The 23,611-nt window shown below is 70.4% G+C and carries 23 protein-coding genes; 14 read left to right on the top strand and 9 right to left on the bottom strand.

Annotated features, from left to right (window positions below; translation table 11 throughout):
* Window positions 1-16: 16 nt before the first annotated feature.
* Complete coding sequence (locus tag ACZ4WS_RS06060) at window positions 17-625, top strand: Maf family protein (RefSeq protein ID WP_467977593.1); 609 nt, start codon at window positions 17-19, stop codon at window positions 623-625.
* Window positions 626-732: 107 nt separating this feature from the next.
* Here ACZ4WS_RS06060 and ACZ4WS_RS06055 read toward each other — a convergent pair whose 3' ends face one another.
* Complete coding sequence (locus tag ACZ4WS_RS06055) at window positions 733-1,020, bottom strand: hypothetical protein (protein ID WP_467977591.1); 288 nt, start codon at window positions 1,018-1,020, stop codon at window positions 733-735.
* Between the two features lie 20 nt (window positions 1,021-1,040).
* Window positions 1,041-1,511, bottom strand: coding sequence for a hypothetical protein (locus ACZ4WS_RS06050; RefSeq protein WP_467977589.1), 471 nt, complete (start codon window positions 1,509-1,511; stop codon window positions 1,041-1,043).
* 355 nt (window positions 1,512-1,866) lie between these two features.
* Between ACZ4WS_RS06050 and ACZ4WS_RS06045 the strand changes: the two genes are divergently transcribed.
* Window positions 1,867-3,639, top strand: a complete 1,773-nt coding sequence (locus ACZ4WS_RS06045) for an acetyl/propionyl/methylcrotonyl-CoA carboxylase subunit alpha (protein ID WP_467977588.1) — start codon at window positions 1,867-1,869, stop codon at window positions 3,637-3,639.
* A gap of 95 nt (window positions 3,640-3,734) precedes the next feature.
* On the opposite strand, the gene ACZ4WS_RS06040 is transcribed toward ACZ4WS_RS06045, so the two are convergent.
* A complete protein-coding gene (locus ACZ4WS_RS06040; protein ID WP_467977586.1) occupies window positions 3,735-4,385 on the bottom strand; it encodes a hypothetical protein in 651 nt (216 codons plus the stop codon).
* A 191-nt stretch (window positions 4,386-4,576) separates the two neighbouring features.
* Window positions 4,577-5,566, bottom strand: coding sequence for a helix-turn-helix transcriptional regulator (locus tag ACZ4WS_RS06035; protein ID WP_467977585.1), 990 nt, complete (start codon window positions 5,564-5,566; stop codon window positions 4,577-4,579).
* A gap of 249 nt (window positions 5,567-5,815) precedes the next feature.
* Here ACZ4WS_RS06035 and ACZ4WS_RS06030 point away from each other — a divergent pair, with 249 nt between their 5' ends.
* The gene (locus tag ACZ4WS_RS06030) at window positions 5,816-6,361 is read left to right on the top strand and encodes a TetR/AcrR family transcriptional regulator (protein ID WP_467978317.1); all 546 of its coding nucleotides are present in this window, start codon (window positions 5,816-5,818) and stop codon (window positions 6,359-6,361) included.
* Between the two features lie 18 nt (window positions 6,362-6,379).
* Here ACZ4WS_RS06030 and ACZ4WS_RS06025 read toward each other — a convergent pair whose 3' ends face one another.
* Window positions 6,380-7,345, bottom strand: coding sequence for a DeoR/GlpR family DNA-binding transcription regulator (locus ACZ4WS_RS06025; protein ID WP_467977584.1), 966 nt, complete (start codon window positions 7,343-7,345; stop codon window positions 6,380-6,382).
* Window positions 7,346-7,512: 167 nt separating this feature from the next.
* Window positions 7,513-9,012, bottom strand: coding sequence for an NAD(P)H-quinone dehydrogenase (locus ACZ4WS_RS06020; protein ID WP_467977582.1), 1,500 nt, complete (start codon window positions 9,010-9,012; stop codon window positions 7,513-7,515).
* Between the two features lie 56 nt (window positions 9,013-9,068).
* Here ACZ4WS_RS06020 and ACZ4WS_RS06015 point away from each other — a divergent pair, with 56 nt between their 5' ends.
* From ACZ4WS_RS06015 to ACZ4WS_RS06000, 4 genes are all read left to right on the top strand, one after another.
* Complete coding sequence (locus tag ACZ4WS_RS06015) at window positions 9,069-9,506, top strand: gamma-glutamylcyclotransferase family protein (RefSeq protein ID WP_330306915.1); 438 nt, start codon at window positions 9,069-9,071, stop codon at window positions 9,504-9,506.
* Between the two features lie 127 nt (window positions 9,507-9,633).
* On the top strand, window positions 9,634-10,458 hold the full coding sequence (locus tag ACZ4WS_RS06010; RefSeq protein WP_467977580.1) for a purine-nucleoside phosphorylase: 825 nt from the start codon (window positions 9,634-9,636) through the stop codon (window positions 10,456-10,458).
* A 234-nt stretch (window positions 10,459-10,692) separates the two neighbouring features.
* Complete coding sequence (locus tag ACZ4WS_RS06005; protein ID WP_467977579.1) at window positions 10,693-12,324, top strand: phospho-sugar mutase; 1,632 nt, start codon at window positions 10,693-10,695, stop codon at window positions 12,322-12,324.
* 140 nt (window positions 12,325-12,464) lie between these two features.
* Complete coding sequence (locus tag ACZ4WS_RS06000) at window positions 12,465-13,682, top strand: hypothetical protein (protein ID WP_467977577.1); 1,218 nt, start codon at window positions 12,465-12,467, stop codon at window positions 13,680-13,682.
* Window positions 13,683-13,824: 142 nt separating this feature from the next.
* Here the strand turns inward: ACZ4WS_RS06000 and ACZ4WS_RS05995 are convergent, their stop codons facing one another.
* The gene (locus tag ACZ4WS_RS05995; protein WP_467977576.1) at window positions 13,825-14,466 is read right to left on the bottom strand and encodes a PH domain-containing protein; all 642 of its coding nucleotides are present in this window, start codon (window positions 14,464-14,466) and stop codon (window positions 13,825-13,827) included.
* Between the two features lie 167 nt (window positions 14,467-14,633).
* On the opposite strand from ACZ4WS_RS05995, the gene deoC reads away from it, so the two are divergent.
* Genes deoC through ACZ4WS_RS05980 form a run of 3 tightly spaced genes read left to right on the top strand, consistent with a single transcriptional unit; the run spans window position 14,634 to window position 17,987 of the window.
* A complete protein-coding gene (gene deoC / locus ACZ4WS_RS05990; protein ID WP_467977574.1) occupies window positions 14,634-15,620 on the top strand; it encodes a deoxyribose-phosphate aldolase in 987 nt (328 codons plus the stop codon).
* Between the two features lie 5 nt (window positions 15,621-15,625).
* A complete protein-coding gene (locus ACZ4WS_RS05985; RefSeq protein WP_467977573.1) occupies window positions 15,626-17,062 on the top strand; it encodes an aldehyde dehydrogenase family protein in 1,437 nt (478 codons plus the stop codon).
* On the top strand, window positions 17,055-17,987 hold the full coding sequence (locus ACZ4WS_RS05980) for an aldehyde dehydrogenase family protein (RefSeq protein ID WP_467977572.1): 933 nt from the start codon (window positions 17,055-17,057) through the stop codon (window positions 17,985-17,987). The genes ACZ4WS_RS05985 and ACZ4WS_RS05980 overlap by 8 nt, the downstream gene beginning before the upstream one ends.
* A gap of 102 nt (window positions 17,988-18,089) precedes the next feature.
* Here the strand turns inward: ACZ4WS_RS05980 and ACZ4WS_RS05975 are convergent, their stop codons facing one another.
* Window positions 18,090-18,497: a hypothetical protein gene (locus ACZ4WS_RS05975; RefSeq protein WP_467977570.1), complete on the bottom strand. Its 408-nt coding sequence runs from the start codon at window positions 18,495-18,497 to the stop codon at window positions 18,090-18,092.
* 300 nt (window positions 18,498-18,797) lie between these two features.
* Between ACZ4WS_RS05975 and ACZ4WS_RS05970 the strand changes: the two genes are divergently transcribed.
* A complete protein-coding gene (locus tag ACZ4WS_RS05970) occupies window positions 18,798-19,436 on the top strand; it encodes a uridine kinase family protein (RefSeq protein WP_467977568.1) in 639 nt (212 codons plus the stop codon).
* Window positions 19,437-19,603: 167 nt separating this feature from the next.
* On the opposite strand, the gene ACZ4WS_RS05965 is transcribed toward ACZ4WS_RS05970, so the two are convergent.
* On the bottom strand, window positions 19,604-20,389 hold the full coding sequence (locus ACZ4WS_RS05965; RefSeq protein WP_467977566.1) for a SigE family RNA polymerase sigma factor: 786 nt from the start codon (window positions 20,387-20,389) through the stop codon (window positions 19,604-19,606).
* 297 nt (window positions 20,390-20,686) lie between these two features.
* Between ACZ4WS_RS05965 and afsQ1 the strand changes: the two genes are divergently transcribed.
* From afsQ1 to ACZ4WS_RS05950, 3 genes are read left to right on the top strand one after another with little or no spacing between them, the layout of a single operon-like run.
* Window positions 20,687-21,364 (top strand): two-component system response regulator AfsQ1, encoded by a 678-nt coding sequence (gene afsQ1 / locus ACZ4WS_RS05960; RefSeq protein ID WP_099505496.1) that lies wholly within the window; start codon window positions 20,687-20,689, stop codon window positions 21,362-21,364.
* On the top strand, window positions 21,361-22,932 hold the full coding sequence (locus ACZ4WS_RS05955; protein ID WP_467977563.1) for an ATP-binding protein: 1,572 nt from the start codon (window positions 21,361-21,363) through the stop codon (window positions 22,930-22,932). Before afsQ1 ends, ACZ4WS_RS05955 begins: the two co-directional genes overlap by 4 nt.
* Complete coding sequence (locus tag ACZ4WS_RS05950) at window positions 22,929-23,534, top strand: hypothetical protein (RefSeq protein WP_467977562.1); 606 nt, start codon at window positions 22,929-22,931, stop codon at window positions 23,532-23,534. The genes ACZ4WS_RS05955 and ACZ4WS_RS05950 overlap by 4 nt, the downstream gene beginning before the upstream one ends.
* Window positions 23,535-23,611 lie beyond the last annotated feature (77 nt).

Genomic DNA, 23,611 nt, shown 5'->3' with positions numbered 1-23,611 from the left:
CCGATACCCTGATCGCATGACCGATCAGCCGCGCCGCCGTCTCGTGCTCGCCTCCCAGTCCCCCGCCCGGCTCAACCTGCTGCGGCAGGCCGGACTCGCCCCCGAGGTGATCGTGAGCGGGGTCGACGAGGACGCCGTCACCGCGCCCACCCCCGCCGAACTGGCCCTCGCGCTGGCCGAGGCGAAGGCCTCCGTCGTGGCGGCGAAGCCCGAGGTCCAGGGCGCCCTGGTGATCGGCTGCGACTCGGTCCTCGACCTGGACGGCGAGGCCCTCGGCAAGCCCGCGGACGCCGAGGAGGCCACCGCCCGCTGGAAGTCGATGCGCGGCCGGGCCGGGACGCTCCAGACGGGGCACTGCGTCTACGACACGACGGCCAAGCGCTACGTCGCGGGGGTCGCCTCCACCGTCGTCCGCTTCGGCGAACCGACCGACGCCGAGATCGCCGCCTACGTCGCCTCGGGCGAACCCCTCCATGTGGCAGGCGCGTTCACCCTCGACGGCCGTTCGGCCCCGTTCATCGAGGGCATCGACGGCGACCACGGCAACGTCATCGGGCTCTCCCTGCCACTGGTGCGCCGGCTGCTGGCCGAGCTGGGGATCTCCATCACCGAGCTGTGGACGTGATCCTCGCCCGCGTCTGGTGAACGGGCGGCGTACACGCGGGGGTTGGCGACATGGCGCGGATCGTGCTCGTGCATGGCATCGGCCAGGATTTCCTGGGTCCTGAGCAACTACACCGCGACTTCGCGCCCGCCCTGCTGGACGGCGTGTTCTTCCAAGGCTCCGCTCACGGCTCGGCTCACGGCTCGGCGCGCGTGGAACCGTCCGACGTGACGTGCGCGTTCTACGGCGACCTGCACTTCGAACCGGACACCCGCTCGATGGACGTACCCCCGTGGGACGAGACCGCCGTCGAGGACGGCCTGGAGGCCGAGCTGCGGGCGGTGCTCACCGGTCATGCCGAGGACGTGGAAGCCGTGGCCTGTACGCACCCAAGGCCCCGACATGGTCATCGCCATGGCCGACGAGGTAGTCGTCCTCACGCGGTCGCAGCCCCGTTCGTAGGCGCCGCCCCCTCGCCCGGCCCGCCCGACGCCTCCGCCTTCACACCGCCCGCGCCCCCGTTCCCGTACGCCAAGAGCGTGAACACGATCAGCCCGAGCACCACCATCATGAAGGCGAACGCGCCCCAGCCCACCAGGCCCACCGTGAACGCGCCGAGCAGACCGTGCACCACGGCCACGCTGATGAGCAGGATGCGGCCGACGAGGCCCGGCCCGCGGTCGCGCAGGGCGACGAGCAGGGCGGCGAGTCCGCACGCGGCGAAATACAGTCCGAAGACCAGCCCACCCACCTTCGACGAGACGGACATCATGTCCGAGTCGAGGCCCGCCAGAGACATGTCCTGGCGGTCGACGACGACGCCGAGGAACCAGTTCAGCAGAGCGATGCCGATCGCCTCCACGAAGAGCACGATCGCCGTCACCCACGCCACCGGTCTGCGTACCACCGGTCCCCACCCACTTCCGAGTGCTGTTACCCCAAGTACGTTCGAGACATCCTGAACGCTACTAACGGGTAAACCCCGGGACAAGAGGTCTGCCACGGGCAAAGAATCATTGGGCCATTCGTAGGGACTCGACAAAGAAACCCTGTGTCGCGCAGCACGGCCTCACAGAGACCTTGGCCACATCGGAGGGCTAGGGTTCAGGCAAGGATTCCTGCGTGCCGCGGTGCGACAAGGGATTTCGCGGGTCGAGCGAGCCTCGCATCACGCTCCGTGTGGGCAAGCTCACCATTGGGGACGGGTCGAAAGGTCGTGTCGGCAGTCCCTAAACTCGGCTTGTTTCAAGGAGGGAGCCATCGTGCGCAAGGTGCTCATCGCCAACCGTGGCGAAATCGCTGTCCGCGTGGCCCGGGCGTGCCGGGATGCCGGGATCGCGAGCGTTGCCGTGTATGCGGAACCGGACCGGGACGCTCTGCATGTCCGTGCGGCGGACGAAGCGTTCGCGTTGGGCGGTGACACCCCGGCCACCAGTTACCTGGACATCGCCAAGGTGCTGCAGGCCGCCAAGGACTCGGGGGCTGATGCCATTCACCCCGGCTACGGCTTCCTTTCCGAGAACGCCGACTTCGCGCAGGCGGTTCTCGACGCGGGCCTGATCTGGATCGGCCCGCCCCCGCAGGCCATCCGCGACCTGGGTGACAAGGTCGCCGCCCGGCACATCGCGCAGCGCGCCGGTGCCCCGCTCGTCGCGGGCACCCCCGACCCGGTCTCGGGCGCCGACGAGGTCGTCGCCTTCGCCCAGGAGTACGGGCTGCCGATCGCCATCAAGGCCGCCTTCGGCGGTGGCGGGCGCGGCCTGAAGGTTGCCCGCACCCTCGAAGAGGTCCCCGAGCTGTACGAGTCCGCCGTCCGCGAGGCCGTCGCGGCCTTCGGCCGGGGCGAGTGCTTCGTGGAGCGCTACCTGGACAAGCCGCGGCACGTGGAGACGCAGTGCCTGGCCGACTCCCACGGCAACGTGGTCGTCGTGTCCACGCGTGACTGCTCCCTCCAGCGCCGCCACCAGAAGCTGGTGGAGGAGGCCCCGGCGCCGTTCCTGTCGGACGCTCAGGTCCAGGAGCTGTACTCCTCGTCCAAGGCGATCCTGAAGGAGGCCGGGTACGTCGGCGCCGGTACCGTCGAGTTCCTGGTCGGCGTGGACGGCACGATCTCCTTCCTGGAGGTCAACACCCGTCTCCAGGTCGAGCACCCCGTCACCGAAGAGGTCGCGGGCATCGACCTGGTCCGCGAGATGTTCCGCATCGCCGACGGCGAGGAACTCGGCTACGGGGACCCGGAGTTGCGTGGGCACTCCTTCGAGTTCCGCATCAACGGCGAGGACCCGGGGCGCAACTTCCTCCCGGCCCCCGGCACGGTGACCGTGTTCGCGCCGCCGTCCGGTCCGGGCGTCCGGCTGGACGCGGGCGTCGAGTCCGGCAGCGTCATCGGCCCGGCCTGGGACTCCCTGCTCGCCAAGCTGATCGTCACCGGCGCCACCCGTGAGCAGGCCCTCCAGCGGGCCGCCCGCGCGCTCGCCGAGTTCAACGTCGAGGGCATGGCGACCGCGATCCCCTTCCACCGCGCGGTGGTCAAGGACCCGGCGTTCGCCCCCGAACTCACCGGCTCCGACGGCCCGTTCACGGTCCACACCCGCTGGATCGAGACCGAATTCGTCAACGAGATCCCCGCCTTCTCGGCCCCGGCCGACGCCGAGGCCGAAGAAGAGCCGGGCCGCGAGACCGTCGTCGTCGAGGTCGGCGGCAAGCGCCTGGAGGTCTCCCTCCCGTCCTCGCTGGGCATGTCGCTGGCCCGCACCGGTCTTGCGGCGGGCGCCAAGCCCAAGCGCCGGGCGGCCAAGAAGTCCGGCCCGGTCGCTTCCGGTGACACCCTCGCCTCCCCGATGCAGGGCACCATCGTGAAGGTGGCCGTCGAGGAGGGCCAGGAGGTCAAGGAGGGCGACCTGGTCGTCGTCCTGGAGGCCATGAAGATGGAACAGCCGCTGAACGCCCACCGTTCCGGCACCATCAAGGGCCTCAGCGCCGAGGTCGGCGCGTCCATCACCTCGGGCGCCGCGATCTGCGAGATCAAGGACTGATACACGGTCGTACGACATCCGAAGCGCCCGGCGGACTGGAGCAGTCAGTCCGCCGGGCGCTTCGTTTTCTCCCCCGTCCCACAGTGGTCGTAGGGCTATGTGGCACGCACCCAGCCGATGCCCTGACGGCTGACGACGAGGCTCGCTGCACCGAAGGCGACGCCCATCATCACGAAGGAGAGGACGGTGACGGGCATCAGGCCGCCCCCGTAACCGACCACGTTGAGCGGCATGGAGAGGATCAGCAGCCAGGCGGCCCAGGCCGGGATCACCCGGCCCCGCAGCAGGGCCACGCCGAGGAGGATCGCACCCACGACGTGCGCCAGGACGAAGTAGATCAGCGGAACGGTCGTCACCGCCAGCGCGTACGTCCCGTCCCCGGTCTTCGCCAGCACCGACTGGCTCACGCCCTTGTCGAGCCCGCCGAGCGCGACCGTGTCCATCGACGGGGTCGTGAGGAGCGCGAGGAATCCGGTGCCGAGCAGGAGCATTCCCCACAGACCGAGCTTCGGCGAGTACCGCATGGCCAGCAACCCGACGACAAGGGTCCCGGCCACGAGGGCGATCATCCCGAACGCCCAGCCCCAAATGGTGAGTTCGGTGACTGTCTGATGTCCGGCGATCTTCTTGGCCATCTCCGTACTGGAGTCGTCGGTCCCGTACGGGAGAAGAGCCACCGCGACGGCGAGCAGCAGCGGGCCGAGCACCGCCGTGACGCCCATGAGCCTGCGGCCTGTCGTGGCCATCGATGCCGGGTCTCCGGCAACCAAATGTTCGCGTGACGGCGTCGCGGTCATAGGAGTCCCCCTTGGCGGCCGGCCCCGATCGGGGCGCCCTGCGCCCAGTGAAACGACAGGGCCCACCCGATGACCATCCGTCAATTCTGACCAGTCGCGACATGTCGTGTCATCGCGCGCCAGAGGGCCGCGCCTGGAGGTCAGTCGGCCAGCAGCCCCAGATCCCGCCCGCGCCGCAGCAGCGCCGCCGTGTGTCCCGCCTCCAACTTGCGGTGCAGAGAAGCGATATAGCCGCGTACGGTGGCCGCCGAGAGCCCCATCTTCTTCGCCGCCTCCGTGGCCGTACGACCCTTGTCGAGGTGCAGCAGGGTCCGGTGCTCCTGCTCGGTCACGCCGAACAGCCGGGCGGCGGCCAGGCCTTGGGCGAGGTCGCGGAGCAGGAGCAGGTCCGGGAGCCCGGGGGTGATCGACGCGACGGGCCGCACTTCGACATGCCGCACGACGAAGGGATCGGTGCCGGAGAGGCGGGGGTCGTCGCGTACGAGGGGCAGCAGCCCGGCGGCGGCCGCGTTGAGGGCGTAGGGGTGCCCGTTCTCGTCGAGGGCGGCGATGCCACGGCCCTGGCTGCCGACCAGTTCCAGGGCGAGGGCGGAGAGGGCGCGCAGCCGCTCCCGTTCATTGAAGTGGCGCTCCATTGCGGCGAGCTGGAGCTGGGCGAAGCCGAACAGATCGCGTTCCCGCTCGGTGAAATCGCCGCCGCTGCGGACGAGGGCGTACCCCTTGACGACCGTCTGGTCCGATCCGCCCGACGCGACCAGGTGGCGGCGCAGTCCGAAGGGTCGGAAGTCCAGGTTGTAGCAGTGGGTGCGCTGCCACTGCCGGTCGCCGGCCACGTCACTGACCCTCCAGGCCTCGGGGGTCGGGGTCTGGAGCATGATCTCGGTCAGCGGGTGGTCCAGAGGATGGTCGTAGATCACCATCGGGTCCTCGTGGAAGGAATCCTCGGGATGCGAGACGGCGGCCAGGCCGGCGGCGTCGGCGGCGAGCCGGTACCACTGCCCCGCGTCGCTGGGGATCAGCTCCATCAGTTCCCGCAGCGCCCGTTCCCGCGACTCCTCGACGGACGCGGCCTCTTCGACTTCCCGTACGAGCCGCAGCACACGCTGTCCGTCCGTACCGCTGATCTCCATGCGCACTCTCCCGGCGCTGCTCCCGCCAAGGGGCGTACCAAAGGGACGTGCTAAAGGGACGTGTAAAGGGACGTACTAGAAGAAGGTACGGCTTTCACCAGCTCGGGGAGGTCGCTCGCGCGCTCTCGATGGCATGCTGTACGGCAGCCGCGCGGCAGGAGAGGGCAGGTGGATGCCATGGTGGGCGCGACCGCACGGGAGAGAGCGGGGGCAGGCGTGGCCGCGGAGAACCCCGGGGCGCCGCGCGCCCTGCGTGCCGACGCCCGGCGCAACTACGAACGGCTGCTCGTCGAGGCGCGTTCCGCGTTCGCCGAGCACGGAACCGGTGCTTCCCTGGAGGAGGTGGCTCGGCGCGCGGGCGTCGGAATCGGCACGCTCTACCGTCACTTTCCGAGCCGGCACGCCCTGATGAGCGCGGTCTTCGAGGACGCGGTGAGTGACCTGCTGGCCCGCTCGCGCGAGCTCCTCGACGCCCCGCAGCCGTGCTCCGCCCTGGTGGACTGGCTGCGCGAGATCATCACCCACGCGAGTGCGTACCGCGGGCTCGCGCGTGCCCTCATGTCGGCTTCGCAGGACGACAGTTCGGACCTCGCGCGGTGCAGCGGGCCGATGCGCGAGGCGGGCAGCGCCCTGCTCGCCCGTGCACAACGGGCAGGCGCCGTACGCCCCGACGTATCGATCGGTGACCTCCTTCAGCTCACCAACGCGATCGCGCTGGCGGCCGAGGAAACCCCGGACGAGCCGGAGTTGGCCGACCGGCTGCTGACACTGACCCTGCGGGGTCTGAAAGCGTGACCCCGCCGGAGCGGACGGTCAGCGTCGGCGCAGATCCGCGACCCGCGCACGCTCTCCCGGAGGCTGCTCCCCCAGGACGGTCGCGCTGCGCAACTGCGGTCCCGCACCTGGCACTTGACCGCGCCGCGGCCCCGGGAGGGTCGCGTCCCGGCGTGACTGGCGCCCCGCCGGGACCGGATCGCCCCCGGAAGCACTGCCGCCCGACGGGCCGGCCACCGCGATCTGTACGCCCTGATCTGCCAGGGCCTGCAGCTCGGTGACCGCGCGGTCGTCGTGGACGGGCGGCTCGTCCGTGACCAGGCGGGTGATCAGGTCGGTCGGCACGGTCTGGAACATCGTGTCGGTACCGAGCTTGGTGTGGTCGGCGAGGACCACGACCTCCGCGGCGGCCTGCACGAGCGCCCGGTCCACGGACGCCGACAGCATGTTGGACGTGGAGAGTCCGCGCTCGGCGGTCAGCCCGCTCCCGGAGAGGAAGGCCCGGGAGACCCGCAGCCCCTGGAGGGACTGCTCGGCACCGGAGCCGACCAGGGCGTAGTTGGAACCGCGCAGGGTGCCGCCGGTCATCACGACTTCCACACGGTTGGCGTGGGCCAACGCCTGGGCCACCAAGAGGGAATTGGTGACGACGGTCAGCCCGGGTACTCGCGCGAGCCGGCGAGCCAGCTCCTGCGTGGTCGTACCCGCCCCCACCACGATGGCCTCGCCCTCTTCGACGAGACCCGCGGCGAGATCGGCGATGGCCGTCTTCTCGGCGGTCGCGAGATGCGATTTCTGCGGAAAGCCGGACTCCCGCGTGAACCCGCCCGGCAATACCGCACCGCCGTGCCGGCGGTCGAGGAGTCCTTCTGCCTCCAGTGCGCGCACGTCCCGCCGTACGGTCACTTCGGAGGTCTGGACGACGCGGGCGAGCTCACGGAGCGACACGGCTCCATTCGCTCGCACCATTTCGAGGATCAATTGGCGACGTTCTGCAGCGAACACGAAACTGACAGTAACCCCAACGACCGTCTGCTTTCAGCAGTTTGCGCCGAATAACAGAAGTTGTTCGCATGGCAGGGCCCGAAGTGGTATAGGCGCCTACTCGCACCGCCTATGCCGCACGAATGGTCGACAACTCCCCGTGACCAGCGAAGAGTCGCCTTTACGGGTCAGCCCTCGCCCGCGGTCTTCCGGGTGTGCAACTGCCGTGCCACCTCGGCGATCGAGCCCGACAGGGACGGATACACGGTGAACGCGTTCGCGATCTGTTCGACCGTCAGATTGTTGTCGACCGCGATCGAGATGGGGTGGATCAGTTCCGAGGCGCGGGGAGACACGACCACACCGCCCACCACGATCCCGGTGCCGGGGCGGCAGAAGATCTTCACGAAGCCGTCCCGGATGCCCTGCATCTTGGCGCGCGGGTTGCGCAGCAGGGGCAGCTTGACGACACGGGCGTCGATCTTGCCCGCGTCGACGTCGGCCTGGGTGTACCCGACGGTGGCGATCTCGGGGTCGGTGAAGACGTTCGAGGAGACGGTCTTCAGGTTCAGCGGGGCCACCGCGTCGCCGAGGAAGTGGTACATGGCGATGCGGCCCTGCATGGCGGCGACGGACGCGAGGGCGAAGACGCCGGTCACGTCACCCGCGGCGTACACACCGGGGGCGGTCGTGCGCGACACCTTGTCGGTCCAGATGTGTCCGGAGTCCCTGACCTTGACCCCGGCCTCCTCCAGGCCCATGCCGCTGCTGTTCGGGATGGCGCCGACGGCCATCAGGCAGTGCGAACCGGAGATGACCCGGCCGTCGGAGAGCGTGACCTCGACCCGGTCGCCGACCCGCTTGGCGGACTCGGCGCGGGAGCGCGCCATGACGTTCATACCGCGGCGGCGGAAGACGTCCTCCAGGACGGCCGCGGCGTCCGGGTCCTCGCCGGGCAGCACGCGGTCGCGGCTGGAGACGAGGGTGACGCGGGAGCCGAGGGCCTGGTAGGCGCCGGCGAACTCGGCACCGGTGACACCGGACCCGACCACGATGAGCTCCTCCGGGAGCTCGTCGAGGTCGTACACCTGGGTCCAGTTCAGGATCCGCTCCCCGTCGGGCTGCGCGTCGGGCAGCTCACGGGGGTGCCCGCCGGTGGCGATCAGCACGGCGTCGGCGGTGAGCGTCTCCTCGGTCCCGTCCGCGGCGCGTACGACGACCTTGCGCGAACCGTCCAGGCCCTGCATGCCCACGAGCCGCCCGCGCCCGCGCAGCACCCGGGCACCGGCCCGGGTCACGGAGGCGGTGATGTCGTGCGACTGGGCCAGCGCGAGCCGCTTCACCCGGCGGTTGACCTTGCCGAGATCGACCCCCACCACCCGGGCGGCCTGCTCCATGGGAGGCGTGTCGTCGGCGACGATGATGCCGAGTTCCTCGTACGACGAATCGAAGGTGGTCATCACCTCGGCCGTAGCGATAAGGGTCTTCGACGGCACGCAGTCGGTGAGCACCGACGCCCCGCCCAGACCGTCGCAGTCGACGACGGTCACCTCCGCGCCGAGCTGGGCGGCCACCAGGGCCGCCTCGTATCCGCCGGGTCCGCCACCGATGATCACGATCCGAGTCACGTACTCCATTGTCCCGCACGCTTCAAGGTGCTTCCGCCCAGGGGGGCTACGACTGTGCATCTGAGCTACTTCTGTTACGCGAGAGGTGTACGTGTCCCTGCCGTACCCTCGACCCCATGTCGCTCTACGCCGCGTACGCCGGCAATCTCGACCCGCGGCTCATGACGCGCCGCGCTCCGCACTCGCCGCTGCGTGCCACGGGCTGGCTGAACGGCTGGCGGCTGACCTTCGGGGGCGAGCACATGGGCTGGGAGGGCGCGCTCGCGACGATCGTCGAGGCACCGCGGTCACAGGTCTTCGTGACGCTGTACGACATCGCACCCCTGGACGAGGACTCCATGGACCGCTGGGAGGGTGTCGGCCTCGACATATACCGGCGGATGCGCGTACGCGTGCACACGCTGGAGGGGGAGGAACCGGCGTGGGTGTACGTACTGAACGGATACGAGGGCGGACTGCCGTCGGCGCGGTACCTGGGTGAGATCGCCGACGCCGCCGAGTCGGCGGGGGCGCCGCACGACTACGTGATGGAGCTGCGCAAGCGGCCCTGCTGAGGGTCACCCCGGGAATCCCCCATCTCCAACGAAGGCTCCCCTTTGTTGGAAACGACAAGACAACGATCGCAAGACCGTGAGCTCTGTCATCTACGCGCGTAGGCCTGGACCAGCTACCCTCATCCGCGTGAACGCATCTCTTCTTCCGGACGACATCCAGGGCGACCCCTACGCCGCCGCCGACGCCGCCGCCACGCGCCTGCGCGAGATCACGGGCGCCGAGACCCACGACGTCGCCCTCGTGATGGGCTCCGGCTGGGCGCCGGCCGTGGACGCGCTCGGCACCCCCGAGGCTGAGTTCCAGGTCACCGAGCTGCCCGGGTTCCCCCCGCCGGCGGTCGAGGGCCACGGCGGCAAGATCCGCTCGTACCGGATCGGTGACAAGCGCGCCCTGGTCTTCCTCGGCCGCACCCACTACTACGAGGGCCGCGGTGTCGCCGCCGTCGCGCACGGTGTCCGTACCGCCGTCGCCGCCGGCTGCAAGACCATCGTCCTCACCAACGGCTGCGGCGGTCTGCGCGAGGGCATGCGCCCCGGGCAGCCGGTGCTGATCAGCGACCACATCAACCTGACGGCCACCTCGCCGATCGTCGGCGCGAACTTCGTGGACCTCACCGACCTGTACTCGCCCCGGCTGCGCACGCTGTGCAAGGAGATCGACGCCACCCTGGAGGAGGGCGTCTACGCGCAGTTCCCCGGGCCGCACTACGAGACGCCGGCCGAGATCCGGATGGCCCGCGTCATCGGCGCGGACCTCGTCGGCATGTCGACCACGCTCGAGGCCATCGCCGCGCGCGAGGCCGGTGCCGAGGTGCTGGGCATCTCCCTGGTCACCAACCTCGCCGCCGGTATGACGGGCGAGCCCCTCAACCACGAGGAGGTCCTCCAGGCCGGCCGCGACTCGGCCACGCGGATGGGGGCGCTCCTCACCCAGGTGCTGGACCGGCTGTAGTTTTTCGCCCCCGCCGCCCCTACCCTCCCCCATCTTCCTGGGGCTCCGCCCCAGAACCCGCTCCTCAAACGCCGGAGGGGCTGACTTCAGCCGTCCGGCGTTTGAGGACGAGGCCGTTCAGGCCGATAGCGGGGGTCTGGGGGCGCAGCCCCCAGGTACGGGTCGGGTAGGGGCGGCGGGGGCGAAAACGTGGGTACACAGCAACGCACACACGAACAGAGAGGTTCACCCGACGTGCACGACGAACTCATCGCACGGGCCAAGGCGTGGCTGGCCGAGGACCCCGACGCGGAGACCCGTGAGGAACTCGCCAAGCTCATCGACGCCGAGGACGTCACCGAGCTCGCCGCACGCTTCAGCGGCACCCTCCAGTTCGGCACCGCCGGCCTGCGGGGCGAGCTCGGCGCGGGCCCGATGCGCATGAACCGCTCCGTCGTGATCCGCGCGGCCGCGGGCCTGGCGGCGTACCTCAAGGCCAAGGGCCAGACCGACGGCCTCGTGGTCATCGGCTACGACGCCCGCCACAAGTCCGCGGACTTCGCCCGGGACACCGCCGCCGTGATGACGGGCGCGGGCCTCCGGGCAGCCGTACTCCCCCGCCCGCTCCCCACCCCCGTCCTCGCCTACGCCATAAGGCACCTCGGCGCGGCGGCGGGCGTGGAGGTCACCGCCAGCCACAACCCGCCCCGCGACAACGGTTACAAGGTCTACCTCGGCGACGGCTCGCAGATCGTCCCCCCGGCGGACGCGGAGATCGCAGCCGAGATCGACGCCGTCCGCGCACTCGCCGACGTCCCGCGCCCGGACTCCGGCTGGGAAACCCTCGACGAGAGCGTCCTGGACGCCTATCTGGCCCGCACGGACGCCGTACTGTCCGAGGGCTCCCCCCGCACCGCCCGCACCGTCTACACGGCGATGCACGGCGTCGGCAAGGACGTGCTGCTCGCCGCGTTCGCGCGGGCCGGTTTCCCGGAGCCGGCCCTCGTCGCCGAGCAGGCGGAACCCGACCCTGACTTCCCGACCGTCGCGTTCCCGAACCCGGAAGAGCCCGGCGCGATGGACCTCGCCTTCGCGAAGGCCCGCGAGACGGAGCCCGACCTGATCATCGCCAACGACCCGGACGCCGACCGCTGCGCGGTGGCCGTCAAGGAGGGTGCGGACTGGCGGATGCTGCGCGGCGACGAGGTCGGCGCGCTGCTCGCCCAGCACCTCGTGCGGCGCGGCGCGCGGGGCACCTTCGCCGAGTCGATCGTCTCCTCCTCCCTCCTCGGCCGGATCGCCGAGAAGGCGGGGCTCCCGTACGAGGAGACCCTGACGGGCTTCAAGTGGATCGCCCGCGTGGAGGGCCTGCGGTACGGCTACGAGGAGGCGCTGGGGTACTGCGTCGACCCGGACGGCGTACGCGACAAGGACGGCATCACCGCCGCCCTCCTCGTCACGGAACTCGCCTCCGAACTCAAAGAGCAGGGCAGGACCCTCCTCGACCTCCTCGACGACATCGCCGTCGAGTACGGCCTGCACGCCACCGACCAGCTCTCGGTCCGCGTGGAGGACCTGTCGGTCATCGCGAACGCCATGCGGCGCCTGCGCGAGCAGCCGCCCACCCAGCTCGCGGGCCTGGCGATCACGAAGTCAGAGGACCTGACGAAGGGCACGGACAAGCTCCCGCCGACGGACGGCCTGCGCTACACGCTGGACGGCGCCCGCGTCATCGTCCGCCCCAGCGGCACCGAGCCGAAGCTGAAGTGCTACCTGGAGGTCGTGGTGCCCGTGGGCACCCGGGACAACCTCCCCGCGGCTCACGCCAAGGCCCAGGACCTGCTCGCGAAGATCAAGCGGGACCTTTCGGCGGCCGCGGGCATCTGAGACATCGGGGTGCCCCGCCCCCGGGAGGGGCACCCCATCGGGTGATTTCCACACGGCAGTTGCCGCAGGGCTCCCGTGCGCCACCGCTGGACCGAGGAACGGTTACCGGTAGCGCATCGCCAAGTCCCAGGAGCTGCCGCGTGTCCTCGACCACTTCCCGGCCGACGTCCGCCCCACCCCGCAGTACCCCGAGCGAACTCGTCCCGAACGCCCGGCGCCACCGGAACGGAGCCCCGCGCACCCCCGCGGCCAGACTCCGCGCCCACGCACTCCGTGCGGCCCCCGCCCTCCTCGCCTACGCGGCCGTACGGGCCACCGGCCTGCTCGCGCTCGCGCTGTGGGCCCACCGACAGCACCACGGCCTCTGGCCGATCCTGGCGACGCAGTGGGACATGGACTGGTACCTGGGCATCGCCGACTACGGCTACTCGCACCATCTCGGCGGCGCGTACAACTCCAACAACCTCGCCTTCTTCCCGCTCTACCCGCTGCTGGTCAAGGCGGTCGCGGTGCTGACGCCGGGCACACCCGCGACGACGGGGCTGGTGACCGCGGTCGCGTGCTCGTTCCTCGCCGCGTGGGGCATCTTCTCGGTGGGCAGCCATCTGCACGGCCGCCGCGTGGGCGTGCTCCTGACCGTCCTGTGGGCGGCCCTTCCGGTGGGCCTGGTCCAGTGGATGGGCTACACGGAGTCCCTGTTCACGGCGTGCGTCGCCTGGTCGCTGTACGCGGTGCTCACCCGCCGCTGGCTGTGGGCAGCCGCGCTGGCGGCGATGGCGGGCCTGACCCGCCCGACGGGCGTCGCGGTGGCCGCCGCGGTCACCGTCACGGCCCTGCTCTCCCTGCGCCGCGGCTTCTCGCCCCGTGCCCTCGCGGCCGCCGCCCTCGCCCCGGCCGGCTGGTTCGCGTACGTCGGCTGGGTGGGCCTGCGCCTCGGCCGCTGGGACGGCTACTTCGCCGTACAGCGGCTGTGGCACAACGAGTGGGACGGCGGCGCGGAGACCCTGCGCCGGATGCGGGGAGTGCTGGCGCACGACTCGACGCCCGAGCTGTTCCTGGTGATGGTGACCGTGACGCTGATCGCGTCGATGGCGCTCTACCTCGTCTGCGCCTGGGACCGCCAGCCGCTCCCCCTGCTGGTCTTCACGGGCGTCCTGCTCCTGATCGTCCTGGGCAGCGGCGGCGTCTACTTCCCGCGCGCCCGCTTCCTCATCCCGGGCTTCCCCCTGCTGCTCCCCCTGGCCCTCCATCTCTCCCGCGCCTCACGCCGCTTCCGGGCGCTGGCCCTGACGGCAGCGGTCCTGGGATCGGCGTACTGCGGCGCGTACATGGCGCTGGTGTGGCCGAGCGCGCCCTGACCGCGACGAGGACCACGAGGGCTACGAGGGCTACGGGGGCTACGGGGGCTACGGGGACAGTACGAGCATCGCCACCCTCATCCGGGGTGCCCCAGTCCTCTCAGGGGCTGGGCTGGGCTGAGCTGGGCCGGCGTGGCGCTGGTCAGCCAACCGCCAGCAGGATCGCGAGCAGTACCGCCCCCGCGACGGCGGGCCCCATCACCTCGTACGCCCAGCGCACGGTCACCTCGCCCTGCGCGCTCTCCGCGGAGGCACGGACCTCGGCCAGGTCGCGCAGGTCGTCCATGATCCGGTCGGTCTGGGCGCGGGTGGACCCGGTGCCGATCGGGGACATCCGGCCACTGCTGTTCGCCGCGGCGCCCCGCATCTGGTGCTTGGTCGCCCTCTTGCGGGCGCGCAGCGAGACGGGCACCGCCCACAGCTGGTACTTGGTGCCGGAGGTGTCGACCACCTCGTTGGAGTAACTGGAGCGCAGGGAGGCGACCCTGCCCCAGGGCAGCACGATCACGCGGAACGGGTTGCGGATGCGCAGCCGGTCGTTGTTCGCGTAGACCGCGGGGCGCAGCGTGAAGGCGGACACCAGCGGCACGACGAGAATCAGCCCGGCGAGCGCCAGCCAGGGGGTGCGGCCGTGTCCCGAGATCAGCGCGTCGATGCCGAGCCAGCCCGCGATGGCGAGCAGCATGGCGCCGCCCGCGATACCGGCGGGCGACCGGTAGATCCGGTCCTTCGACTCGGGTCGCGAGGCGTCCGGTACGGGGGGCTGGTGGTCCGGGGTGGTCATGGCCCTGATTGTGCCGGACGCCTGCGGCGGGGCTCGCGCGTGGTGGGGGCTTGAGCGATTTTCGCCCCCGCGTCGGGACGGGCAGGGGCGGCGGGGGCGAAATCAGCCCCACCCCAACCCCGGGGGTGTACAGCCGCTACGCGCGTAGATATGCTCGGCTGGTGACCATGCCCACCACTGCACCCTCCCCCACTGCCGAAAGCGTGGGCGGTGCCCCCACACACGCCCTCGGCGACGTAACCGCGTCCGACAGCATGCTGCGCCGCTTCCTCCACGGGCTGCCCGGCGTCGACGCGGTCGGCCTGGAGGCGCGCGCCGCCTCGCTCGGCACCCGTTCCATCAAGACCACCGCGAAGGCGTACGCGATCGACCTCGCCATCTCGATGGTCGACCTGACGACGCTGGAAGGCGCGGACACCCCGGGCAAGGTCCGGGCGCTCGGCGCCAAGGCCGTCCACCCCGACCCGACGGACCGGGCGACGCCGAGCACCGCCGCCGTCTGCGTCTACCCCGACATGGTGGCCACCGCCAAGGAGGCCGTCGCCGGCTCAGGTGTGAAGGTCGCCTCCGTGGCCACCGCGTTCCCGGCCGGCCGCGCCGCCCTGGACGTGAAGCTGGCCGACGTGCACGACGCCGTCGCCGCGGGCGCCGACGAGATCGACATGGTCATCGACCGCGGGGCGTTCCTCGCGGGCAAGTACATGAAGGTGTACGACGAGATCGTCGCCGTGAAGGAGGCCTCGGGCGCCGCCCGCCTGAAGGTCATCTTCGAGACCGGCGAGCTGTCGACGTACGACAACATCCGCCGCGCCAGCTGGCTCGGCATGCTGGCCGGCGCCGACTTCATCAAGACCTCCACCGGCAAGGTGGCGGTGAACGCGACGCCCGCGAACACCCTCCTCATGCTGGAGGCCGTCCGCGACTTCCGCGCGCAGACCGGGGTCCAGGTCGGCGTGAAGCCGGCCGGCGGCATCCGCACCACGAAGGACGCCATCAAGTTCCTGGTCCTGGTCAACGAGACCGCGGGCGAGGACTGGCTGGACAACCACTGGTTCCGCTTCGGCGCGTCCTCGCTCCTGAACGACCTGCTGATGCAGCGTCAGAAGCTGGCCACCGGCCGCTACTCCGGCCCCGACTACGTGACGGTGGACTGATCACCATGGCATCCGCATTCGAGTACGCACCGGCGCCCGAGTCCCGCGCGGTCGTCGACATCGCCCCGTCGTACGGTCTGTTCATCGACGGCGAGTTCGTCGAGGCCGCCGACGGCAAGGTCTTCAAGACCGTCAGCCCGAGCACCGAAGAGGTCCTCTCCGAGGTGGCCCAGGCGGGCGCCGAGGACGTCGACCGCGCCGTGAAGGCCGCCCGCAAGGCCTTCGAGAAGTGGTCGGCGCTGCCCGGCTCCGAGCGCGCCAAGTACCTGTTCCGTATCGCCCGGATCATCCAGGAGCGCTCCCGCGAGCTCGCCGTCCTTGAGACGCTGGACAACGGAAAGCCGATCAAGGAGACGCGCGACGCCGACCTCCCCCTGGTCGCCGCGCACTTCTTCTACTACGCGGGCTGGGCCGACAAGCTCGACCACGCCGGCTTCGGCGCGAACCCGCAGCCGCTGGGCGTCGCGGGCCAGGTCATCCCCTGGAACTTCCCCCTGCTCATGCTGGCGTGGAAGATCGCCCCGGCGCTGGCCACCGGCAACACCGTGGTCCTCAAGCCCGCCGAGACGACCCCCCTGTCCGCCCTCTTCTTCGCGGACATCTGCCGCCAGGCGGGCCTGCCCAAGGGCGTCGTCAACATCCTTCCGGGATACGGCGACACGGGCGCCGCGCTCGTCGAGCACCCCGACGTGAACAAGGTGGCCTTCACCGGCTCCACCGCCGTCGGCAAGGCCATCGCCCGCCAGGTCGCGGGCACGAACAAGAAGGTCACGCTCGAACTCGGCGGCAAGGGCGCGAACATCGTCTTCGACGACGCCCCCATCGACCAGGCCGTCGAGGGCATCGTCACCGGCATCTTCTTCAACCAGGGCCAGGTCTGCTGCGCGGGCAGCCGTCTCCTCGTCCAGGAGTCGATCCAGGACGAGCTCCTCGACTCGCTCAAGCGCCGCCTGTCCACCCTCCGCCTCGGCGACCCGCTGGACAAGAACACGGACATCGGCGCGATCAACTCCGCCGAGCAGCTGTCCCGTATCACCTCACTCGTCGAGCAGGGCGAGGCCGAGGGCGCCGAGCGCTGGTCCCCGGCCTGCGAACTCCCCTCCTCCGGCTACTGGTTCGCCCCGACGCTCTTCACGAACGTCACCCAGGCGCACACCATCGCCCGCGACGAGATCTTCGGCCCGGTGCTGTCGGTCCTCACCTTCCGCACGCCGGACGAGGCCGTCGCCAAGGCCAACAACAGCCAGTACGGCCTCTCCGCGGGCATCTGGACCGAGAAGGGCTCCCGGATCCTGGCCGTCGCGAGCAAGCTGCGCGCGGGCGTCATCTGGTCCAACACGTTCAACAAGTTCGACCCGACCTCGCCGTTCGGCGGTTACAAGGAGTCGGGCTTCGGCCGCGAGGGCGGTCGTCACGGCCTGGAGGCGTACCTCGATGTCTGAGAAGTCCGAGAAGACCGGGCAGAACCGTCTGAGCGTCTTCAAGACCTACAAGCTGTACGTGGGCGGGAAGTTCCCGCGTTCCGAGAGCGGCCGGGTGTACGAGGTGACCACAGCAACATCAGCCGCTGACGCGGCGGGCAAGGGCAAGTGGCTGGCGAACGCGCCCCTCTCCTCCCGCAAGGACGCCCGTGACGCGGTGGTCGCCGCCCGCAAGGCGTTCGGCGGCTGGTCCGGCGCGACGGCGTACAACCGCGGCCAGATCCTCTACCGCGTCGCGGAAATGCTGGAGGGCCGCAAGGAGCAGTTCGTACGGGAGGTCGCGGACGCCGAGGGGCTGTCGAAGTCCAAGGCGGCGGCGCAGGTCGACGCGGCCATCGACCGCTGGGTCTGGTACGCGGGCTGGACCGACAAGATCGCCCAGGTGGTCGGCGGCGGCAACCCGGTGGCGGGCCCGTTCTTCAACCTCTCCAGCCCGGAGCCGACGGGCGTGGTCACCGTCCTCGCCCCCCAGGAGTCGTCGTTCCTGGGCCTGGTCTCGGTGATCGCCCCGGTGATCGCCACCGGCAACACGGTCATCGTGATCGCGAGCGAGAAGTCCCCGCTCCCGGCGCTGTCGCTCGGCGAGGTGCTGGCCACCTCCGACCTGCCCGGCGGCGTGGTCAACGTCCTGTCCGGCAGGACGGCGGAGATCGCGGCCCCGCTGGCCGCGCACCAGGACGTCAACGCGATCGACCTCGCGGGCGCGGACGACGTACTGGCGAAGGAGCTGGAAATCGCCGCCGCGGACAACCTGAAGCGGGTCGTCCGTCCACAGGCTGTGGATTACTCCGAGACGCCCGGCATCGAGCGCCTCACGGCGTTCCTGGAGACGAAGACGGTCTGGCACCCGACGGGTTCCCTGGGCGCCTCCGGATCGTCCTACTGAGGTTTCGGGGCCCCGATCAGTGTCCCCGGGGCCCCGTTCACGGGAGAGCCGCGCTTCCCCTCCGTCCAGGGGGAGCGCGGCTCTCTCATGTCTCTGCTCGGTTCAGTGCAGCAGGCCCGTCACCTGTCCGAGCACCGGGATGTTGCCCACCGACGACGCCTGCGCGACCGGTCGCGTCAGTGCCTGTGACGACAGCGGCTTGAAATCGGCGAGCTGGGTGCCGACCCCGTTGTCCAGCGGGTCGACTCCGGTGCCCGCCAGCGGGTTGGGCTTGAGCCCGCCGACGGGGCCGGTGACGTACCCGACCGTGCCGGTCAGGGCCTGCAGGCCCGCCTGCGGGTCGATGTTGTCCAGAGAAGTAGGCCGGGTGCGCACGACGTCCACGACGTGGGCCGTGTCCGCGACGGCCGGGGAGGCCGCGGCCACACCGGCAGCGACCACGCCGACCGCGGCGGCGATCCGCGCGGTGGTACGGGACATGGCGGTCTGCTGGGCTGCGTGTCGCACCATCAGGGTTTCCTCTTCGAAGAGCGGAGAGCAACTGGATCTGCACGCAGAGTAGTTGAGTGGACTCACCTTCCGGGCCGTCCGGGCGACGGATTCGCCTGTGCGGGTCAACAGACATACAGACACAAGCCCGATAATCCACCGGGCATCGCACGGGCGTTCACGGACAGGCCCGTGTTCCTCTCCCCGGTGCGCACCCGGCGCGCGCTGTCCGAGCAACCGGGAGCCCTGGAGGCAGGGATAATGTCCTGAGGCGTGCCGAAGCGCGGCTAGGCCAGAACGAGTCACAGAAGGTACAGAGAATTGGGTTCCCATCCCCCGATACCCACCCGCGTGGTGCTGCTCTGCGGCCCCTCCGGCTCTGGAAAGTCCCTTCTCGCGGCCGACTCCGGGCTTCCCGTGCTCCGCCTCGACGACTTCTACAAAGAGGGCACCGATCCGACGCTTCCGCAGGTGGAGGGCAGCGCGGACATCGACTGGGACCATCCGCTGTCCTGGGACGCGGACACCGCGGTCGCCGCGATCGAGGAGCTGTGCCGTACGGGACGTACGACCCTCCCCGTGTACGACATCTCGCTGAGCGCCCGTACCGGCACGGAGACGCTGCGCATCGAGCGGACGCCGCTGTTCATCGCGGAGGGCATCTTCGCCGCCGAGATCGTCGAGCGCTGCCGGGAGCTGGGGGTACTCGCCGACGCGCTGTGCCTGTCCCGTGGCCCGGTCACCACGTTCCGCCGCCGCTTCCTGCGGGACCTGAAGGAGGGCCGCAAGTCGGTGCCCTTCCTGCTCCGCCGCGGCTGGCGCCTGATGCGCGCCGAGCGCTCCATCGTGGCCCGCCAGTCCGCGCTGGGCGCGCACCCCTGCGACAAGGACGAGGCCCTGGGCCGGCTGACCGCGGCGGCCGCGGGGCGCTGCGCGACACCGCGCCCGACGGCGGCGTAGGCAGGGAACGAAAGACGGAAACAGAGGAACGGAAACGAAAAGAGGTCCAGGCGAACCCCCCGTCCGCCTGGACCTTTCTCGTTTCCCCCGTGGTCCCCCGTGACCCCGTTGGTTCCCCCCGGTACCGCTTCCCCCGTACTACCTACCTGTTACTCCCCCCACAGCCTTCAGGCGACAAGCTCCCCGAAGGACTCCTCCTCGTCACGGCCGAAGCTGAGGACCTCGTCCTCGCGCATCCGGCGCAGCGAGCGCCAGATGCTGGACTTCACCGTGCCGACACTGATGTCGAGGATCTCCGCGATCTCCGGGTCCGTGCGGCCCTCGTAGTAACGGAGGACCAGCATGGTGCGCTGGAGTTCGGGCAGCCGGGCCAGCGCCTGCCACAGCACGGCGCGCAGCTCGGTGCCGCGCATCGCGTCCGTGTCACCGGCGGTCTCCGGCAGCTCCTCGGTCGGGTACTCGTTCAGCTTGCGGCGGCGCCACGCGCTGATGTGCAGATTGGTCATGGTGCGGCGGAGGTAGCCCCCGACCGCGGCCTTGTCGCTGATCCGGTCCCAGGCCTTGTACGTCGAGAACAGCGCGCTCTGCAACAGGTCTTCGGCCTCGAAACGGTCACCGGTCAGGTGGTAGGCGGTTGCGTACAGGGAGGCGCGGCGCTCCTGGACGTAGGCGGTGAACTCCGCCTCCGACACCGAACGACGCTCCCCCGTGGCCTCCCCGTACGCGGCTCCCCCGTGAGCCTTCCCCCCGACCGTGCCCATTGCGGCTGCCGCCGCGGGGCTCTCCCCCGTGAACGCGTCAACCACCGTCATGTACGCGGTGTGCTGACGCCCGGTGCCGCGAGCGCACCCCCGCCCGCTCACGGCACCGGACTTCTCCGTGCTCCGAGTGACGTCATGAAGACGCGTGACAACTGCAACTGCGCTAGTGCTGGTGCTGTGCAGCGTGTTCATCTCGCGCCCCCCGTCGTGGAGTCCCGGCTTTTCGGTTCGTTCTGCGGTGCTTCCTTGCTTGTGTCGAAAAGCTTGCCCGGGCCACTTCATGGCCGTGTCCGCCGACTGTCACAGACCTGTCACAGGGCCCATCCGCAGGCGCGCCACAGCACGATCACAGAGAAGAGCGTTACGACTACGCAGATGACCAATTGGGGCCTCCCCGCCACGCGCGAGAGGCCCTCCTTCTGTGCTGGAGATGGGTGGGAGCGCTCCAACGGTCGATACCCGGCCATGACATGGGCCAGAATGACGTCCGTGCCTTCCCTGTTGCTGATCGAGGACGACGACGCCATCCGGACGGCCCTGGAGCTCTCTCTGACGCGCCAGGGACACCGCGTGGCCACCGCTGCCACCGGTGAGGACGGTCTGAAGCTGTTGCGCGAGCAGCGGCCCGATCTGATCGTCCTCGACGTGATGCTGCCCGGCATCGACGGATTCGAGGTGTGCCGGCGCATCCGGCGCACCGACCAGCTGCCGATCATTCTGCTGACCGCGCGCAGCGACGACATCGACGTCGTGGTCGGCCTGGAGTCCGGCGCCGACGACTATGTCGTCAAGCCCGTGCAGGGCCGGGTGCTCGACGCCCGTATCCGTGCCGTGCTGCGGCGCGGTGAGCGCGAGGCGAACGACTCGGCGACGTTCGGCTCCCTCGTCATCGACCGTGCCGCGATGACGGTCACCAAGAACGGCGAGGATCTGCAACTGACGCCCACCGAGCTGCGGTTGCTCCTGGAGCTGAGCCGCCGGCCCGGACAGGCGCTGTCCCGCCAGCAGCTGCTGCGTCTGGTGTGGGAGCACGACTATCTGGGTGACTCGCGCCTGGTGGACGCGTGTGTGCAGCGGCTGCGCGCCAAGGTGGAGGACGTGCCATCCTCTCCCACCCTGATCCGTACCGTGCGTGGCGTCGGCTACCGGTTGGACAATCCTCAGTGACCAAACCGCAGGACAAGCTCCGCGGCTGGGCCGCGGCGCGCAAGGCGATCCTGTCCGGCCTGCGCTTCACCAGTCTGCGGCTGCGCCTGGTCGTGGTGTTCGGACTCGTCGCGCTCACGGCCGCCGTATCGGCGTCGGGCATCGCCTACTGGCTCAACCGCGAGGCCGTCCTGACGCGTACACAGGACGCGGTGCTGCGCGACTTCCAGCAGGAGATGAGCAACCACGCGAGCATGCTGCCGTTGCACCCGGCGCAGAGCGAACTCCAGCGCACGGCCGGGCAGATGGCGAACAGCAGCCAGCGCTTCAGCGTGCTGCTGGTCGCCGAGGACGCGAACGGCAAGACCGTCGTCGGCAATTCCGCGCTGGACACCTTCACGCTGGAGGACGTGCCCAAGTCCCTCCAGAAGGCGGTGAACAAAGAGCAGAAGCTCTCCTCGAACAACAAGTCCGCGTACCACCTGTACTGGCAGCGGATCACCGACCACGACAAGCCGTACCTGGTGGGCGGCGCGAGGGTGATCGGCGGCACCACGACCGGCTACATGCTCAAGTCCCTGGAGCCGGAGGCCAAGGATCTCAACTCGCTGGCCTGGTCCCTGGGTATCGCGACGGGCCTGGCCCTGATCGGCTCGGCCCTCCTCGCCCAGGCCGCCGCGACCACGGTCCTCAAGCCGGTGCACCGCCTGGGCATCGCGGCCCGCCGCCTCGGTGAGGGCAAGCTCGACACCCGGCTGCGCGTGTCGGGTACGGACGAACTCGCGGACCTCTCCCGTACGTTCAACCACACGGCGGAGGCCCTCGAAAAACGCGTGGACGACATGAGCGCGAGGGACGAGGCGTCCCGCCGCTTCGTCGCCGACATGTCGCACGAACTCCGTACGCCGCTCACCGCGATCACCGCCGTGACGGAGATCCTGGAAGAGGAACTGGACGCGGAGACCGGCAGCGTCGACCCGATGATCGAACCGGCCGTGCGCCTGGTCGTCAGCGAGACCCGCCGCCTCAACGACCTCGTCGAGAACCTGATGGAGGTCACCCGCTTCGACGCGGGCACCGCCCGTCTCGTCCTGGACTACGTGGACATCGCCGACCAGATCACCGCGTGCATCGACGCGCGCGCCTGGCTGGACGCGGTGGACCTGGACGCCGAGCGCGGCATCATGGCGCGCCTCGACCCGCGCCGCCTGGACGTGATCCTGGCGAACCTGATCGGCAACGCGCTCAAGCACGGCGGTTCGCCGGTACGGGTCTCGGTGCGCAAGGAGGCCGACGCCCTGGTGATCGAGGTCCAGGACCACGGTCCCGGCATCCCCCAGGACGTCCTCCCGCACGTCTTCGACCGCTTCTACAAGGCGAGCGCCTCCCGCCCCCGCTCGGAGGGCAGCGGCCTGGGCCTGTCCATCGCGCTGGAGAACGCGCACATCCACGGCGGCGAGATCACGGCGGCGAACGCGCCCAAGGGCGGAGCGGTCTTCACCCTGCGCCTGCCCCAGGACGCGTCGGAACTGATCGCCGACGATCCCCGCGACGGGAACGGGAACGGCACGGAGGGCACCGCCGGATGACGACCGCACGACTCCGAGGCGTACGCCCCTGGCTCGCCCTCCCGCTGCTGGCCGCACTGCTCACGGGCTGCGGCATCCGCTCCACCCAGGTCCCGACGGACTTCGGGCCCGCGCCCTCCCGGGTGCCCTGCGCCCTCTCGGGCCCGGACATCTCCACCCAGTCCTCCCGGGGCATCCCGGTCCAGGTCTTCCTCCTCTGCTCCGCGCAGCTGGTGACGGTCGACCGGTCGGTGCGCATCCCCGACGGCACGGCGGAGGCGGAGCGCCGCGTCCTGGTGGCCCAGGCTCTCCTCGACGAACTCGCCGAGACGCCCTCCACGCCCGAGCAGCAGGCCGGTTACACGACCGACGTGCGCGGCGGCATGACGGTCGGCGGCCCCCGCGGCAAGGACCCCGAGGACACCCTCCGGCTGAGCAGCCCGCCGCAGAACCTCACGTCCTCCGCCCTCGCCCAGATCGTCTGCACCTTCGCCGACTCCGCGGCAGCCCGGGACGACGGCTCCGTCCTCCTCGGCGGCCCCGACTCCACGCCCCTGCGCACCTACGAGTGCACCCCCGACTCCCGCTCCGAACCGGGCAATTTCAGCCCGTCCGGCGTTTGAGGACGAGCGCGAAGCGCGATACGGGGGTGTGGGGGCGGAGCCCCCTGGTACGGGAAGGGTAGGGGCGGAGGGGGCGA

Source organism: Streptomyces sp. NPDC029292, from assembly GCF_055569295.1.
Note: the sequence above shows the minus strand (reverse complement) of the source record. Positions and strands in the feature narration are given on the sequence as shown.

Coding starts and splice junctions, on each gene's coding strand:
- ACZ4WS_RS06055 (WP_467977591.1), bottom strand. CDS start 1,020: ATGGCGATGACCATGTCGGGGCCTTGGGTGCGTACAGGCCACGGCTTC.
- ACZ4WS_RS05950 (WP_467977562.1), top strand. CDS start 22,929: ATGACGACCGCACGACTCCGAGGCGTACGCCCCTGGCTCGCCCTCCCG.
- ACZ4WS_RS06040 (WP_467977586.1), bottom strand. CDS start 4,385: ATGGCCACGACAGGCCGCAGGCTCATGGGCGTCACGGCGGTGCTCGGC.
- ACZ4WS_RS05985 (WP_467977573.1), top strand. CDS start 15,626: ATGGCATCCGCATTCGAGTACGCACCGGCGCCCGAGTCCCGCGCGGTC.
- ACZ4WS_RS06060 (WP_467977593.1), top strand. CDS start 17: ATGACCGATCAGCCGCGCCGCCGTCTCGTGCTCGCCTCCCAGTCCCCC.
- ACZ4WS_RS05975 (WP_467977570.1), bottom strand. CDS start 18,497: ATGGTGCGACACGCAGCCCAGCAGACCGCCATGTCCCGTACCACCGCG.
- ACZ4WS_RS06015 (WP_330306915.1), top strand. CDS start 9,069: ATGTCGCTCTACGCCGCGTACGCCGGCAATCTCGACCCGCGGCTCATG.
- ACZ4WS_RS06035 (WP_467977585.1), bottom strand. CDS start 5,566: ATGGAGATCAGCGGTACGGACGGACAGCGTGTGCTGCGGCTCGTACGG.
- ACZ4WS_RS05980 (WP_467977572.1), top strand. CDS start 17,055: ATGTCTGAGAAGTCCGAGAAGACCGGGCAGAACCGTCTGAGCGTCTTC.
- ACZ4WS_RS05965 (WP_467977566.1), bottom strand. CDS start 20,389: ATGAACACGCTGCACAGCACCAGCACTAGCGCAGTTGCAGTTGTCACG.
- ACZ4WS_RS06020 (WP_467977582.1), bottom strand. CDS start 9,012: ATGCACAGTCGTAGCCCCCCTGGGCGGAAGCACCTTGAAGCGTGCGGG.
- ACZ4WS_RS05995 (WP_467977576.1), bottom strand. CDS start 14,466: ATGACCACCCCGGACCACCAGCCCCCCGTACCGGACGCCTCGCGACCC.
- deoC (WP_467977574.1), top strand. CDS start 14,634: ATGCCCACCACTGCACCCTCCCCCACTGCCGAAAGCGTGGGCGGTGCC.